This window comes from Rhizobium sp. SG570 (assembly GCF_012275345.1).
Taxonomy (GTDB): Bacteria; Pseudomonadota; Alphaproteobacteria; order Rhizobiales; family Rhizobiaceae; genus Rhizobium; species Rhizobium lusitanum.
The window spans coordinates 207,366-221,439 of the sequence record NZ_JAAZQI010000012.1 but is presented as its reverse complement, the minus strand read 5'-3'; the positions used below and the strand labels follow the sequence as shown (position 1 = coordinate 221,439).

Annotated in this window: 17 protein-coding genes and 1 tRNA gene; 11 read left to right on the top strand and 7 right to left on the bottom strand. The window is 57.5% G+C overall.

Features of this window, described 5'->3' with window-relative positions:
- The first annotated feature begins 57 nt into the window (after positions 1–57).
- A complete protein-coding gene (locus FHT28_RS23645) occupies positions 58–1,077 on the top strand; it encodes a serine hydrolase (protein ID WP_168597511.1) in 1,020 nt (339 codons plus the stop codon).
- Between the two features lie 39 nt (positions 1,078–1,116).
- On the opposite strand, the gene FHT28_RS23640 is transcribed toward FHT28_RS23645, so the two are convergent.
- Positions 1,117–2,526, bottom strand: a complete 1,410-nt coding sequence (locus FHT28_RS23640; protein WP_047556677.1) for an L-serine ammonia-lyase — start codon at positions 2,524–2,526, stop codon at positions 1,117–1,119.
- Positions 2,527–2,725: 199 nt separating this feature from the next.
- Here FHT28_RS23640 and FHT28_RS23635 point away from each other — a divergent pair, with 199 nt between their 5' ends.
- Genes FHT28_RS23635 through FHT28_RS23625 form a run of 3 tightly spaced genes read left to right on the top strand, consistent with a single transcriptional unit; the run spans position 2,726 to position 4,935 of the window.
- Positions 2,726–3,418: a DUF599 family protein gene (locus FHT28_RS23635; protein WP_037202261.1), complete on the top strand. Its 693-nt coding sequence runs from the start codon at positions 2,726–2,728 to the stop codon at positions 3,416–3,418.
- A gap of 41 nt (positions 3,419–3,459) precedes the next feature.
- On the top strand, positions 3,460–4,449 hold the full coding sequence (locus tag FHT28_RS23630) for a DUF1624 domain-containing protein (protein ID WP_037202264.1): 990 nt from the start codon (positions 3,460–3,462) through the stop codon (positions 4,447–4,449).
- 12 nt (positions 4,450–4,461) lie between these two features.
- Positions 4,462–4,935: an isoprenylcysteine carboxylmethyltransferase family protein gene (locus tag FHT28_RS23625; protein WP_168597510.1), complete on the top strand. Its 474-nt coding sequence runs from the start codon at positions 4,462–4,464 to the stop codon at positions 4,933–4,935.
- Between the two features lie 26 nt (positions 4,936–4,961).
- Here the strand turns inward: FHT28_RS23625 and FHT28_RS23620 are convergent, their stop codons facing one another.
- Together FHT28_RS23620 and mgtE are read right to left on the bottom strand one after the other, a co-directional pair.
- Positions 4,962–5,351, bottom strand: coding sequence for a MerR family DNA-binding transcriptional regulator (locus FHT28_RS23620; RefSeq protein WP_034504922.1), 390 nt, complete (start codon positions 5,349–5,351; stop codon positions 4,962–4,964).
- A gap of 88 nt (positions 5,352–5,439) precedes the next feature.
- Entirely contained in the window at positions 5,440–6,837 is a 1,398-nt protein-coding gene (mgtE, locus tag FHT28_RS23615; protein WP_168597509.1) for a magnesium transporter, read from the bottom strand.
- A gap of 194 nt (positions 6,838–7,031) precedes the next feature.
- On the opposite strand from mgtE, the gene FHT28_RS23610 reads away from it, so the two are divergent.
- Complete coding sequence (locus FHT28_RS23610) at positions 7,032–7,526, top strand: peptide deformylase (protein ID WP_047556673.1); 495 nt, start codon at positions 7,032–7,034, stop codon at positions 7,524–7,526.
- A gap of 64 nt (positions 7,527–7,590) precedes the next feature.
- Here FHT28_RS23610 and FHT28_RS23605 read toward each other — a convergent pair whose 3' ends face one another.
- Entirely contained in the window at positions 7,591–8,130 is a 540-nt protein-coding gene (locus tag FHT28_RS23605; RefSeq protein WP_037202275.1) for a hypothetical protein, read from the bottom strand.
- A 238-nt stretch (positions 8,131–8,368) separates the two neighbouring features.
- Entirely contained in the window at positions 8,369–9,289 is a 921-nt protein-coding gene (locus tag FHT28_RS23600; protein ID WP_168597508.1) for an ornithine cyclodeaminase family protein, read from the bottom strand.
- A gap of 362 nt (positions 9,290–9,651) precedes the next feature.
- Here FHT28_RS23600 and FHT28_RS23595 point away from each other — a divergent pair, with 362 nt between their 5' ends.
- The 5 genes from FHT28_RS23595 to FHT28_RS23575 all read left to right on the top strand — a co-directional run bounded on the left by FHT28_RS23595 (position 9,652) and on the right by FHT28_RS23575 (position 11,581).
- The gene (locus FHT28_RS23595) at positions 9,652–9,819 is read left to right on the top strand and encodes a hypothetical protein (RefSeq protein WP_168597507.1); all 168 of its coding nucleotides are present in this window, start codon (positions 9,652–9,654) and stop codon (positions 9,817–9,819) included.
- A 220-nt stretch (positions 9,820–10,039) separates the two neighbouring features.
- Positions 10,040–10,201, top strand: coding sequence for a hypothetical protein (locus FHT28_RS23590; RefSeq protein WP_168597506.1), 162 nt, complete (start codon positions 10,040–10,042; stop codon positions 10,199–10,201).
- Positions 10,202–10,682: 481 nt separating this feature from the next.
- Positions 10,683–10,955 carry an Sf3a2-prov protein gene (locus FHT28_RS23585; RefSeq protein WP_168597505.1) on the top strand — a complete coding sequence of 91 codons (273 nt, stop codon included), beginning with the start codon at positions 10,683–10,685 and terminating at the stop codon, positions 10,953–10,955.
- Between the two features lie 119 nt (positions 10,956–11,074).
- Positions 11,075–11,314 carry a hypothetical protein gene (locus FHT28_RS23580; protein WP_037202280.1) on the top strand — a complete coding sequence of 80 codons (240 nt, stop codon included), beginning with the start codon at positions 11,075–11,077 and terminating at the stop codon, positions 11,312–11,314.
- A 60-nt stretch (positions 11,315–11,374) separates the two neighbouring features.
- Positions 11,375–11,581 (top strand): dehydrogenase, encoded by a 207-nt coding sequence (locus FHT28_RS23575; RefSeq protein ID WP_168597504.1) that lies wholly within the window; start codon positions 11,375–11,377, stop codon positions 11,579–11,581.
- 872 nt (positions 11,582–12,453) lie between these two features.
- Here FHT28_RS23575 and FHT28_RS23570 read toward each other — a convergent pair.
- Positions 12,454–12,538: transfer RNA gene (locus FHT28_RS23570), tRNA-Leu, on the bottom strand.
- A gap of 242 nt (positions 12,539–12,780) precedes the next feature.
- On the opposite strand from FHT28_RS23570, the gene lipB reads away from it, so the two are divergent.
- A complete protein-coding gene (gene lipB / locus FHT28_RS23565; protein ID WP_168597503.1) occupies positions 12,781–13,497 on the top strand; it encodes a lipoyl(octanoyl) transferase LipB in 717 nt (238 codons plus the stop codon).
- Here lipB and FHT28_RS23560 read toward each other — a convergent pair.
- Entirely contained in the window at positions 13,494–13,916 is a 423-nt protein-coding gene (locus FHT28_RS23560) for a helix-turn-helix transcriptional regulator (RefSeq protein WP_037202283.1), read from the bottom strand. The two genes, lipB and FHT28_RS23560, sit on opposite strands and share 4 nt — an antisense overlap.
- Positions 13,917–14,074 lie beyond the last annotated feature (158 nt).

Genomic DNA, 14,074 nt, shown 5'->3' with positions numbered 1-14,074 from the left:
CATCCACAAACTCGATATCATCCTTATCCGAACATGGAATGATTCTCGGAGATGTCGATGAATGGCACCGACAATTACCCCGCCCGCGAATGGACAATGGCTGAAGAGCCGAGCGAGCTCGGATGGTCTCGCTCTGCCTTGGCAGAAGCGCATGAGTTTGCCGAGTCTATAGGGTCTTCCGCGATGATGATCGTGCAAGGTGGTTTGGTTGTAAGCGCCTGGGGTAACATTGCCGATGTGACGGGCATTGCCTCGATGCGCAAGAGCCTGCTCAGTGCGTTGATCGGCATACATGAAGCCGAAGGCACGGTTGATCTGGGTTTAACCTTGGCCGAGCTCGGAGTCGACGACTGCGAACCGGCGCTGACATTTTCGGAAAAGCAGGCAACTATCGAAGATCTTTTAATGTCGCGATCGGGAGTTTATCACGCTGCCGCCGATCAGGATCCCGCCACATTGCCACCTCGGGGAACTCACTCTGTCGGGGAGCAATGGTTCTACAACAATTGGAGCTTCAATGTTCTGGGGGTCATCCTCGAGCGGTTGACCGGGATTCCAATTGCCGAGGATTTTTCTCGCCGCATTGCTCTCCCGCTCCAGATGCAGGATTTCCAGCCGCAACATTTCTACTTCAAGACAGTTCCTCAATCCTCGCATCCTGCGTACAAAATCAGAATGTCGGCTCGTGATTTGGCTCGCTTGGGCCTGCTTCTTCTGAATGAAGGCCGATGGCGCGGTACCCAGATCATTCCGGCGGAATGGATAAGCAGAAGCGTCAAACCCTATACGGACCTCGGGCGTGGCGTGGGTTTCGGCTACAGCTGGTGGACCGGGCGATACGCATTACGGTCGACAACGATATCAGTTCGCGACCATAAGGAAGATATGCCGTTCTACTGGGCATCCGGTATGGGGCATCAGTATCTTATGGTCTTTCCGGCCATAGGAACGATCCTGATTCACAGGGTAGCCGATACCGCCAACGGTCCAAGCAATCAGCAGATCGAACAATTGCAGACCATGATCCTCGGCAGCCGTACGATCGGCGTGCCCCTGACCACGCCAATCACTAAATGATTTTCAATCTAGGCTAGGGTCTAAACCCGTATTGGGCACTCAGCATTCCACGACATTCACGGCAAGGCCGCCGGTCGAGGTCTCCTTGTACTTCTCGCTCATGTCGTGGCCGGTCTGGCGCATGGTTTCGATGCAGGCGTCGAGCGGCACGAAATGCTGGCCGTCGCCTTTGAGGGCAAGCGAGGCGGCGGTGACTGCCTTGACGGCGCCAAGCGCGTTGCGCTCGATGCAGGGCACTTGGACGAGGCCGGCGACGGGATCGCAGGTCATGCCGAGATGATGCTCCAGAGCGATTTCCGCGGCATTTTCGATCTGCTCGGGCGTGGCACCCATGACGGCGGCAAGCCCCGCAGCCGCCATCGCGGCCGCCGAACCCACCTCGCCCTGACAGCCGACCTCGGCGCCGGAGATCGAGGCATTGTGCTTGATGATGCCGCCAACGGCGGCAGCCGTCAGGAGGTAGTTATGGATACCGTCGCGGTCCCAATCCTCGTGGAAGTGCTGGTAATAGCGGATCGTCGCCGGGATGACGCCGGCGGCGCCGTTGGTCGGCGCGGTGACGACGCGGCCGCCGGCTGCATTCTCTTCGTTGACGGCCATGGCATAGACGCTCAGCCAGTCATTGGCGAGCAGCGGATTGATGCGGTTGCTGCGCCATTCCTCCTGCAGCTTGTCATGGATGGCGCGAGCCCGGCGGCGTACCTTCAAGCCACCCGGCATGATGCCGTCGACCTTCAAGCCGCGATCGATACAGCTGCTCATCGCGGCCCAGATGCGGTCGAGCCCGGCATCGAGATCATCGCTGCTCATGCGCGTTTCTTCGTTGGCGCGCTTCATCTGTGCGATCGAAAGACCCGAGCGCTCGGCCATTTCGAGCATCTGCTTGGCGGTGGCGAAGGGAAATGGGATGCGCTCGCCGGCCGCGGCCGGCTTCTTCTTGTCGGCGCGCATCTGTTCCAGCTCCGTATCGGTCACGACGAAGCCGCCGCCGACGGAATAATAGATGCGTTTGACGAGCAGGCGATCATCCTTGTCGAGGGCAGAGAAGCTCATGCCGTTGGCATGGCCCGGCAGCGGCACCTTCTTGTCGAAGATGAGATCGGTCTTGGGCTGGAACTGGTAGGCCGGATGGCCAGGCGGCGTGATGCGTCCGCTGCGTTCGACCTCGTCGATGATGGCATCCATATGGTCTGGGTCGACGTTGTCGGGCCGCTGTCCCATCAGGCCGAGAATGACGGCCCTGCCCGTGCCGTGGCCGATACCGGTATGGGCAAGCGAGCCGTGCAGGCTGACCTTGATCGAAGCGACATGCACGTTCGACGACGGGCGCGGCCACTCGTTCGACAGCAGCAGGTCCAGGAAGCGATTCGCGGCGGACATCGGCCCCATCGTGTGCGAGCTGGACGGTCCCACACCGATCTTGAAGACGTCGAAAACGGAAAGAAACATGGACCTTTGGTGCCTCCTCGGCAAATCGATTATGGTGAAGGCTACGCTATCGGGGCAACCTTGCACGGCGATCGACCGACATCGGATTTCATGGCAGCGACATTACATATAGGCATCGAGCGAGGCAAACAGAAGGCCATTGCGCCCGGCCAGAGCTGAGCTACAGTCGACATCGGATTGATCTGGAGAATCTGCCTTTATGACGACTGCCGACTATGTCGCCCTCGCCCTGTTCATTTTTCTCTGGGTTGCGTTGAACTGGATCACCGGCAGCGCCCGCTTCTTCAATCGCACCAGCCTGACGTTGGCGATGAACGAACGCCGGCGCGAGTGGATCTACAATTCGCTGCGCCGCGACCTGAAGATGATCGATACGCAAATCCTGTCCGGCCTGCAGAACGGCACCGGCTTTTTCGCCTCCACCTCGATCTTCGCCATCGGCAGCTGCTTCGCCCTGCTGGGCGCCACCGACAAGGTCAACGCGTTTTTCTCAGATCTGCCTTTCATTCTCAATGGTGGCCGCACCGCCTTCGAGATCAAGGTGGCGGGACTGGCCTGCCTGTTCGGCTATGCCTTCTTCAAATTCGGCTGGGCTTATCGCCTGTTCAATTACTGCACCATTCTCTTCGGTTCCCTGCCGATGAGAGAGGACGCCATTCTCGATCCCGTGCGCGCCGAACATGCCGCCGAGCGCGTCGTCCGCATGAACATCATTGCTGCGCGCAGTTTCAACGCTGGACTGAGAGCCATCTTCCTGTCGATCGGTTATCTCGGCTGGTTCCTCAGCCCCTATGTCTTTATGGTCACGACGATGTTCATCATCATCGTGCTGATCCGCCGACAGTTTTTTTCCGACGCCCGTCTGGCCATCATGGACAGCGATGTGCCATGACAAGGCCCACGATTTGAGTTCATGCCTGGAAGGACCCGCCAATGGTCGCTATCGCCGAGAGCGCCGATGCACCCGTAAAAACGCCCCGCATCGGCATTCTGGATACGGCGCGTGGCGTCGCTCTTCTGGCGATGGCAAGCTATCATTGCACCTGGGATTTCGAGTTTTTCGGCTATCTCGACGGCGGTACGGCAGAAACCGGATGGCTGAAATTTTACGCCCGCGCCATCGCCAGCACCTTCCTGTTTCTGGCTGGGTTCAGCCTCGTGCTCGCCAATACGCCCAGGATTCGCTGGCGCTCCTACTGGCGACGCCTCGGCATGATCGTGGCCGCCGCCGCGGCGATCTCCATCGTGACCTTTTGGTTTATCGGCGCGGGATGGATCTACTTTGGGATCCTTCATTCGATTGCCGCCGCCAGCCTGATAGGCTTGCTGTTCCTGCGGCTGCCGGCCTTCGCAACTCTGCTGATCGCCGCTTTGCTGGCGGCCGGCATTGTCGTCGATAACGTCATTGCCCCCTTTGGGCTGCATTCCGCCGCATTCGATACGCCATGGCTCTGGTGGGTCGGCCTATCGGAGAGTCCCCAGCAATCGAACGACTACGTGCCACTCTTCCCCTGGTTGACGCCATTTCTGTTCGGTCTCGGCGTCGCGCAGGTGGCAATGTCCTTCGGCTGGCTAGAGCGGCTGGCGACATTCGGCCCGGGCCGCAATCTGATTGCCCGCGCCGGCCGTCACAGCCTGATCTTCTATCTCGTTCACCAGCCGTTGCTGTTCGGTCTTGTCTATCTTCTGTCTCTGGTCGCCCCGGCTCCGCAGCAGGATCCGGCGGTCGGCTATATCGGGCAATGCGTGGCGTCCTGCACGCGCTCTGGCACCGAAGCCATGTGCCGCAGCTTCTGCCAATGCACGCTCGACAAGTTGCAGGCGCAAAATCTCTTCAAACCCCTGGAATCCGGGGCAATCAAGGCAGATAGCGATGAACGTGTAAGCCGAATCGCGATACAATGCACGGAAGAAGCGCAATGACAGGGTTATTCGATGAATGCCTATCGTTCGAAGTCGCTGAGTTTTCCGTGGCCGCCGCTACTCTATAGTCTTGCCGTCATTTCGGCGCTGTATCTTTATCGGGATTATCCTTTACCCTTGCCTTTTGCCTGGGCACTTCTCGCATGGTGCATAGGCGCTGCTCTGACCACTTTTGCGGTGACGCTGAACGTCTGGGCCGTCAAGACGCTGATGGAGAGGCAAACAACCGTGCTCACGCAGCGCTGCAGCCGGCATCTGGTGACGACGGGGCCATTTCGCTTCACCCGCAATCCGACCTATCTCGGCTATACACTGCTGACGGCCGGGCTTGGCCTGCTGATCGGCAATCTCTGGTTCGTGGCAATGGCGGCTGTCGCAGCGGCGCTGATGACACTTCTGGTCATCCGCTGCGAGGAAATGCATCTCCTTTCGCGCTTCGGCTGTGAATTCGAGTTCTATTGCAAGCATACGCGCCGGTGGCTTTGATCTGAGAATTGCCGGTTCCGGCGCAATCAGGTCCCCACACCGATATCGGCCAGGCGACCAAGACAGGCCTCTTCGACATTGTCGAGCTCGCTCAGCGTATCGTCGATATCCTTGCGCTTCTGGCGCAGTTCGTCGCGCTTCTCGTCGACGCGCTTCATCAGCAGCTTCAGCTGACCGATCTCGCCCGGTGGTTCCTTGTAGACCTGGATGATCTCCCGGATTTCAGCGATGGTGAAGCCGATACGGCGGCCGCGCAGAATTTCCATGATCAAACGCCGGTCGGCTGCGCGGAACAGCCGCGTGCGGCCCCTGCGTTCGGGGTGGATGAGGCCCTCGTCCTCGTAGAACCGCAACGTCCGGGTGGAAACCCCGAATTCCCGAGTGAGCTCCGTTATGCTATAATATCCGTCTACCAAGAATCCGCCCCTATCTGCCAGCGACCATAATATTGACTTTTACGTAATAGTCAATTTTCGTCCAGGAGGGCGATTTTGGCATTTCCACCTAGCGAAGCGCAAACCACCATGTCGCAAGGCCGAGAAATGCCAGATATCCGGTGCAATCCGTAACGGTTGTCACGAAGGCGGATGATGCGATCGCCGGATCAGCTCCGAATCGATGCAATAGCAAAGGCAGCAAAATGCCGCCGAGCGCGGCCGCGACAAGATTGATGATCATCGCCACGCCGATGACTATCCCGAGCTGGAAATCATGAAACCATAGCACCGCGATCGCTCCCATGATGACAGCGAACAATATGCCATTGAAAAGACCGACGCTCGCTTCCCTGCGCACGACGCGGAAGGCGTTGTAGATATCGAGGTCGCCAGTGGCGAGCGCCCTCACCGTGACGGTCATGGTCTGAGTGCCGGCATTGCCGCCCATCGAGGCGACGATCGGCATGAGTACGGCAAGTGCCACCATCTTCTCGATCGCGCCGTCGAAAACATCAATAATGCTGGAAGCTAATATGGCCGTCATCAGATTGACGGCCAGCCAGACGAAGCGCGACCGCACCGTGGAGATGACATTATCGGACAGCTCTTCGTCACCGACACCGCCGAGATGCTTGATATCCTCGTCAGCCTCTTCCTGAATGACGTCGACCACGTCATCGATCGTCAGTACCCCGACAAGGCGCTGGTTCTCATCGACGACGGCGGCCGACAGCAGGTCATATTGCTCAAAGATCTGAGCCGCGTCCTCCTGGTCCATCTCGGCCGGGATCGGATGCGATGTCTCGCGCATGATGCTCTCGACCTTGGCCTCAAGCTGCGCTCGCAGAATGCGATCGAGATCGATGCTGCCGAGCAGTTTGAAGCTTGGATCGATCACGAAGACCTGTGTGAAGGTTTCCGGTAGTTGCTCGCCTTCCCGCATGTAGTCGATCGTCTGCCCTACCGTCCAGAACGGCGGCACGGCGATAAACTCCGTCTGCATGCGACGGCCCGCGGACTGCTCCGGGTATTCCAAAGCGCGTCGCAGGCGAACGCGTTCCGTGAAAGGCAGTTGCGACAGGATCTCGTCGCGGTCTTCCTGATCGAGGTCTTCCAGAATGTAGACGGCGTCGTCCGAATCCAGCTCGCCGATACCAGCGGCGATCTGGTCGTTCGGCATCTGATCGACGATCTCCATGCGGATCGCCTCATCCACCTGCGTCAGCGCCGTCATGTCGAATTCGTCGCCGAGCAATCGGACAAGGGTCAGGCGCTCGGGCGGTGGCAACGCTTCCAGAAGGTCGCCGAGTTCGGATTCATGCAGCCTGACGACATGCCGCTCGATGACGGAACGATCGCCGCGATCGATCGCATCGCTGATCTCAGTCAGAAAATCCGAGCGTACCGCGCCATGTTCGTCGTAAATATCGGCGTCGCTGATCCCGTCTTCATCGGTCATCGTCATGAGCCGCCCCCACCTTGCAATTCGTGATCGCTCCGCATTCCATCCCTCAGAGTGAAGGGAAAAAACTCACTGTCAACAATCGGATAGGCGGAATTGCTGATATTTCGTCTTTGATCGTCGAAGACGATGGCATCGTCTCTTCCTTGCCCCTATTCTAAGCCAATCAGCATTTCGTCCAGTCAGTAGAGAGCGCTTTGCCGGTTCGTCCCATCATCCGTTTTCCCGATCCCTTGCTTCGAACCGCCTGCCCGGCGGTCACGGTCTTCGACGACAACCTGCGCATGTTCACGGTCGATCTTTTGGACACGATGCGCGCCGCGCCCGGCGTCGGTATCACAGGTCCGCACATCGGCGTGCTCACGCGCGTTGTCGTGATCGAGCTCAGTCGCGAGGATAGTGTCCGCACCTACATCAATCCGGAGATCCTCTGGTCATCGGAGGAGACCATGCGGCATGTGGAAGGCAGTGTCTCCATGCCCGGAATGACCGAAGAGATCACCAGGCCGAAGGCCATTCGTTTTCATTATCAGGATATCGACGGTACGGCGCACGAAGCAGCGGCCGAAGGTTTTCTGGCCATCTGCATCCAGCATGAGATCGACCAGCTCGACGGCATATTCTGGCTCCAGCGGCTTTCAAAACTCAAGCGTGATCGCCTGGTAAAGAAATGGGAGAAGATGCGGAGCTGAAAGCGCTTCAAAATGAAACGGGCGCCACGAAGGCGCCCGCTCGATCGTCCGGTCAATCCGGAAATCAGCCCTTGAGCTTGGAGTTGCAGAGGCTGTAGTAGCCGCCGCCCTTCTCGATCCACTTCAGGCCGCCGAGCGAATTTTTGGCCTTGTTGGCATTGTATGCGTCGACGCAGGTATGGAAACGGCCCTTGCCGGGGGTTTCGCTTGCATACTTCGGATCAACGCTTGCCGGGAAGCTGACGCCGGCCGGGGCAGCCATCGTCGGCTTTGCCGGCTCTTTGGCCGGCGGCTTGGTGGCGTCAGGCTCATTGGCGTCGACCTTGGCCGCAGCGGTCGTCGTCTTCGTGGTCTTCGGCGGCGTCGTCGCAGCAGGTGCGGTCGTTGCCGGCGCGGTCGTCGTCGTGGCGCTGGCGTCCGCACTGCACTGAGTGGCACGGAAGTCGTTCCACTTCTGGCCGTTCAAGGTACCAGCGGTCTTGGCTGCCTGATACTTGGCGCTGCACTCTTTCATGGTTAGCGCAGAAGCTGACGAAGCGAGGCCGATCGAGCCTACGACTGTGAGAGATGCTAGAGACATCAACAGGATGGCACGACTAGTCATTGGCATTTCCTCCGCTCTATGACGAATGTCGAAATTATTAATCGTATCGTCCCCATCGATTGTCAATCGACACGCGACTAGGAGGCGACGGATGACACCATATGCGGACGAAGATGAACGCAAACTGTACGAAAACAGCCATCGGGAAGAGCGGCTTGGCCTCGCTCTCAACCGTTGATGGGAATTCATGTCGTCGTCTGATTCGCGGCGAAACATATCCGCGCACGGGTTCGACGGCTCACAACAGATCGATTATTGCGGACGCGACCACGACTTCAGTTCCTGCCAATCCGACCGAGCAAAACAATGTTGTGTCTTGAGACGATCTTCGACCGATCTCCCGTTTGGCAATGATGTCAGCTAGATCAGCCATCCGATGTTCGTTGCCGGAGCCAGCGAGAAAGAAGGGAGAAGCGTGGGCGCGTGTCTGCTCGGGGGAGTCGGTCGCTATCACATCTGCAACGTCTGCAATATCGAGGCCCAGTTCGTATCCTCGTTGCGTTTTAGGCCCGACGGTATTGACATGCACACCGGGCTTCAAATCCGAAGCATGTATTATTGGCGTGCTGCTCGTCGTGGCGCAGATAACGATGTCAGCATCACGCGCAGCGTCTAGGACGCTCCCAACAGGCCTCACCTCAATACCGAGCTCCCGCTCCATCTCCTGGGCAAAGGTAGTACGGTTTTTCTCGTCTTTGCTATAGACGCGTGCCGATGTGATTTGCCGGACGGTGGTCGCTGCAGCCAGTTGAGTTCGCGCCTGAGCACCACTTCCGAGAATCCCAACAATTTTGGCATCAGGCGAGCTGAGATGCCGGATCGCGACGCCGCCAATTGCACCCGTTCGTATGTTGCCCAGGCGCTCGCCCAAGACAATTCCTTTGAGCTTCGCGTCTTCCACAGACCACACAGCGACGATCTGTGAATGCTCCACACCGTCGAACGTTTCATAAACCCGGAAGCCCGCAAGTGGCTTCTCACCCAACATTCCGCCGACTGTAAACACCAAATCGCCTCGGTTCGAAAACGAGACGTGATGCCTGGGCGGAGATATCATTTGGTCCTGAGCTCTGGCAAGGAAAGCGGCATCCAAGGCATTGATTGCAACGCCCATAAGTTCGCTCCCAACCAAATCATCATCCCTGAGTATTTTCGTCACGGTTTGACCTCCGAACTGTTAAGGCATTGTGCAACCTCAACCGTACTTCGGGTCAATGGACCCACTTAAGAAAATCCATGCCTGGTAGAAATCCTGCACCGGAATTCGCTTTTAAATGGCAGTTGCTGCAGAGTAGTGGGCATTTGACGTTCACGAGATCGTGCAATGAACCCAAGACTTGAAGTACGGACGCGCCGCCCTAACCTCTCTAATGCAGTTCCCCTCTCTTGCCCTGGATGCTCTCCCTTCCAGGGCATTTTCTTTGCGAGCACAAATGATAAGTGCGCCTGATCAATGACAATCATTCATTAATCATTGTTGGCGTAACCGTTGGTGGCATTCAAAATTTTTGGAGCTACAAAATGCATAAACTCACCCTCGCAGCTATTTTGGCCGCTTCCACGATCATTGTGTCGGGACAGGCGTCCGCGGCTCCTCGCCATCATCACAAGCCCATTTGCCATACCGATCATCACAAGGTGAAGGTGCATGGAAAGTGGATCGTCAAGACCATCCGGGTTTGCAAGTAAAAACCAAGGGGCGGCTTAGCTAGGCCGCCCCTTCTCGTTAAGGCACAGCTATCCGGCCGCAAGACAAAGGCGCCGCGAAAAATGGCAACTATTGCAAAATGACTAGCCATTAGCCCTAAGGATGCGTAGGGTGTAGCCATCGCTGGTTACCGAACCCGCGGGACACCAGCGGCCTGAGAGCGACACGCGCTCTCGCCTGCAGAGGTCAAGGAGCAATCGCATGACCTCGCATGAAGATCGAGACAATATTCTCACCGACCAGAAGTTACACGATCTTCTTAAAGTGGAAGATGAGATGGATCGTCTGGCGGGATTGAAGCGCGACCTTCCGGTTGAGCCTGGACGGATTCGAGTTGAAGACCCGCAAGCACCGTCCTCGTGAAAACGACCGCCGGTCGTTGACGGCAGGCTCCGGAATTAGACCGGATATTTCTTGATCACCAATCACACTTCCTGCCATTTAGCTGGCCTGAATTGTTTTCGCGCCCAGAGCCGAACCGCAGGCTGGGCGGTGGCGCGTGCAAATCATTCAAAAGCCATCAGAGCAGAGAAGACTAAACACGCGCTATCGGCGCATGCCTACCATGTCACGCCCCTTGTCACGCGACATCTTGCTTTTGGTCATGTAAGCAGCCTCTCACTTTGTGGTTCGAGGCAAAGATGTTCGAGGAGCGAGATGATGTCGACTTCGATTTTGACCGCTTTGACGGTATGTGCAGGCGCAATCACTGTAGCGCTGATGGTAGTTCAATTCCTTCATTGATCTCAGGGGGCAGGCTAACTCGGCGTGTCGAGATACCTTCCCTATGGCCTGCTGGAACTCCCGACTGCGCATCGCGTTACAACGTCAGGAGGATACAGCCATGAACACGCCCACGTCGACCACCCCCCCAATCCTGGCTCCGGAACTCGGACTGCCTAACCCGATACAGCCTCTGCCGAACCAACCACTTGATTTGAAAGCTTCGGACGATAGCGAAAAGGAAGCCTATGAGCGTGGGGCGGAGGCAGGCAAACGGGAGGAGGAGAGCGAGAGGAATCCTTATCCGGAGGGAAGCAAACTCGCCAAGGCCTTTGAACACGGCTATCTGGATGGGCGAAAGCTACGATCAAACGACAAGCCGCCAGAGCACTAGAATCGCTGCCACGCCTCGAAGACGACTTCTGTAGCCGCGCCAGAGGGATTGAGTTTTTCATTGGTCCTTGACTCCGACTCGGAATGAGAACATTTTGAGAACAAATCAAGGAAAACATCATGGCGATCGCCGAGAAATTCATTGTCCTGCCGTACAAAAAGAACCGCGGAAATCTTGTTCCGGCTGAGATGCGTCAGGCCTCGAATGCGATGAGCGCCGAAAAGATCGCGACGGCGATGTCGTCACGCTTTGTCGGCGTGGCTGCCTACGCGGTCATGGTTGACGATGAGACCGGCGACATGACGTCCCCTCGCCTGCTGATCCAGCATGGTGAAATCGCGGATCTCAACGCCGCCTGAAATTGACTGACAATGTGGTAATGCGAACCGCCTTCCGCGACGGAACGGAGATGTGCGTCGATGAGTGCCGAATCCCCTCTGGCTCCTGAGGAATCCGATTTCGATCCGATCGAAGCGATCCTTGCCGCCCATGATGGCGACGCGCGGGCCGCGATCGGCGACCTCGTGGAACGCATCCAGCACCTTCGCCAACAGCTTTCACTCGCGTCCGCCGCAATGAGCAGGGGCATGACGCGCGGCTGGTCGCCAAGCTTGGATCAAAGCTGACGGACCAAGACGATGGCGAAGCGGCCTTGAACGGATCGGCGCACGCTTAACTGATTGAGTTCACATGAAATAAGGCCGCTCTGTTTTAACTGTTTTTTGGCCCTGGCCGCAAAATGCCGCCAGCAATAAATATGCCAGTTCGGCATAAATCAGAAAATAATAAATAATTCCAATAGATCTATGATACACTGCGGAGGCTTAGAAAATAATCATAAAAAGGAGCATTTCCGTGAAACAATTTTATTTCACACTCAATCGCCGGCAATGCACTGTTTTCCTGATTGAAACGTCAGTTCTCACAGCTGGGCTTGTTGCTCTGTTCTCCGGCCTCTCGATACTGAAGTAGTAAGTCGGCGACACCGGATACTTTGCGCCGGTCAGGTTCTCCAAAAATCAATCAGGGATGACGACAATGATCAGACATCGACCAGTTCGCAGACGATTCAAATGCCCAATCAGCGAAAAGACCGGAACTGTGTTCGCCGATATCAGCTCCGGCAACATCCGAGTGCGGATGGAGAGGGCTGCACTTCTCAAAGCTCTCCGAATTGAGCGTGATCGACCAACGCGACCGCAGCGCGCGAGCTAGTTCAAGCGCGCAGACGACAAAAACCACGACAACGACAGTCTTCGCTGCGAACACACTGCTCACGGTTCAAATGTTGTGCCGGGATGCCGGCATAGGCCAGCCATCCGCCCAGAGCGTGCGCAAAGAACTCGCCGAGTTCAGGTGCAGCCAAAACTAACAAAATCTATACGGGGAAAGTTGAGGCCGAACTCTTGCGCAAGAAGCGCTAGAAGAGGTCGAGGTGTCCCAGGCGTTTTTCGGATGGGACACTTCGAATGAAGAACAACGACAGCGTCGTTGTCTTTGGTGCGGTCGAGAAGACTCGAACTTCCACGGGTTGCCCCACAGCGACCTCAACGCTGCGCGTCTACCAATTCCGCCACGACCGCATCGTGGTAGGGCCGGATTGCTCCGGCGCGGCTGCATGTAGCAAAAGCATCCGGGGGGCACAAGAGCGATGTGTCAGTTTTTTTAAATTCCTTCACAGCTCCTCGGATTGCGGCTTCGGAATTACCTGGCAAGCGCCGTAGATGTTTGAATTTCCGCCTGAATACCTCCATATGTGGACAACCCGTCGGCGCGCCGGATTTCCACATGAGCGGTCTGCCGGATGGGCGCAAAGGACTGGCTCATGCTTCGCACTGAACTCTCACATCAAATGTTTCCCGTAGAAGGCACCTCGCCCGTACGCTGGCGTATCGCCGATGGCCTGGTGCCCTATGACGAAGCGGTGGCGACCATGGAAGCGGAAGTCGCCGCGATAGCCGATGGGCGTGCACCGGAACTCGTCTGGTTGGTGGAGCATCCGCCACTCTATACGGCGGGCACCAGCGCCAATGCCGCCGATCTCATCGAGCCGGATCGTTTTCCGGTTTTTGCCACGGGACGTGGCGGTGAATACACCTATCACGGGCCCGGCCAGCGCGTGGCCTATGTCATGCTGGACCTGAAGTGTCGGCGGCAGGATATCCGCGCCTTTGTCGCCTCTCTCGAGGAAGTCATCATCCGCACCCTCGAATCGATGAATGTTCGTGGCGAGCGGCGCGAGGATCGCGTCGGCGTCTGGGTGAGGCGCCCGGAGCGGCCGGTGCTGCCGGATGGCACCATGGCCGAGGACAAGATTGCCGCCCTTGGCATTCGCGTACGCAAATGGGTGACGTTTCATGGCCTTTCGCTCAACGTCGATCCCGATCTTGGCCATTTCTCCGGCATCGTGCCCTGCGGGATCTCCGCCTACGGCGTTACGAGCCTGGTCGATCTCGGCCTGCCGGTCATGATGGCGGATGCGGATATCCGTCTGCGCGAGGCTTTCGAGCAGGTATTCGGCGAGACCGTCAACGACTCTTAATGCGCAATGTCCTTGCTGACGTTGCGCAGCCTGATCTGATGGTCGAGCCGTTCGATCTGGCGAGTGGTTGTCTCGATCAGCCGGCCGATTTCCTCGTGGGCCGTCCGCAAACGGGAAAGCTCGTTCCTGACGGCTTCCAGCGCGCGTTCGTCACTATCCTCGCCGGGGCCGTCGCCTGCCCCCGTCATCAGCCATGCGGGAGAGACGCCGAATAGAACCGACATCTTGACCAGAGCGGACGCCTTGGGTTCGGATCGGTCCGATTCCCAGGCAAGCATCGTTTCTTCGCTGACGCCGAGCTGGCTTGCCAGCGTCTCCAAGCTGATGCCGGCGGCGTCGCGGGCCATGGAGAGCCGCCCGCCCAGGGTATCGTCGCCCTCATCCGAAAAAATGGTCGTCTCTTGTTCTGTCTTGAACATCGGTGCGATCCCTTTCCTGGCCGCGCCGGCGAAATTCTGCGGCGCGCTTATGTTTTAGCCGGTTCCGAAGGCTGAGATAGGTCTAAGGGCGTCATCTCGCCACCATGATCTGTCCCAATTGGCAAAGTTTGAACTTTGCGGCGCATCGGATCGCTTCT

Excerpts from the sequence above, each read along its gene's own strand:
- FHT28_RS23640 (WP_047556677.1), bottom strand. The coding sequence starts at position 2,526 with ATGTTTCTTTCCGTTTTCGACGTCTTCAAGATCGGTGTGGGACCGTCC.
- FHT28_RS23590 (WP_168597506.1), top strand. The coding sequence starts at position 10,040 with ATGACCTCGCATGAAGATCGAGACAATATTCTCACCGACCAGAAGTTA.
- mgtE (WP_168597509.1), bottom strand. The coding sequence starts at position 6,837 with ATGACGATGACCGATGAAGACGGGATCAGCGACGCCGATATTTACGAC.
- FHT28_RS23585 (WP_168597505.1), top strand. The coding sequence starts at position 10,683 with ATGAACACGCCCACGTCGACCACCCCCCCAATCCTGGCTCCGGAACTC.
- lipB (WP_168597503.1), top strand. The coding sequence starts at position 12,781 with ATGCTTCGCACTGAACTCTCACATCAAATGTTTCCCGTAGAAGGCACC.
- FHT28_RS23575 (WP_168597504.1), top strand. The coding sequence starts at position 11,375 with ATGAGTGCCGAATCCCCTCTGGCTCCTGAGGAATCCGATTTCGATCCG.
- FHT28_RS23605 (WP_037202275.1), bottom strand. The coding sequence starts at position 8,130 with ATGACTAGTCGTGCCATCCTGTTGATGTCTCTAGCATCTCTCACAGTC.
- FHT28_RS23625 (WP_168597510.1), top strand. The coding sequence starts at position 4,462 with ATGAATGCCTATCGTTCGAAGTCGCTGAGTTTTCCGTGGCCGCCGCTA.
- FHT28_RS23645 (WP_168597511.1), top strand. The coding sequence starts at position 58 with ATGAATGGCACCGACAATTACCCCGCCCGCGAATGGACAATGGCTGAA.
- FHT28_RS23635 (WP_037202261.1), top strand. The coding sequence starts at position 2,726 with ATGACGACTGCCGACTATGTCGCCCTCGCCCTGTTCATTTTTCTCTGG.
- FHT28_RS23560 (WP_037202283.1), bottom strand. The coding sequence starts at position 13,916 with ATGTTCAAGACAGAACAAGAGACGACCATTTTTTCGGATGAGGGCGAC.
- FHT28_RS23630 (WP_037202264.1), top strand. The coding sequence starts at position 3,460 with ATGGTCGCTATCGCCGAGAGCGCCGATGCACCCGTAAAAACGCCCCGC.
- FHT28_RS23595 (WP_168597507.1), top strand. The coding sequence starts at position 9,652 with ATGCATAAACTCACCCTCGCAGCTATTTTGGCCGCTTCCACGATCATT.
- FHT28_RS23580 (WP_037202280.1), top strand. The coding sequence starts at position 11,075 with ATGGCGATCGCCGAGAAATTCATTGTCCTGCCGTACAAAAAGAACCGC.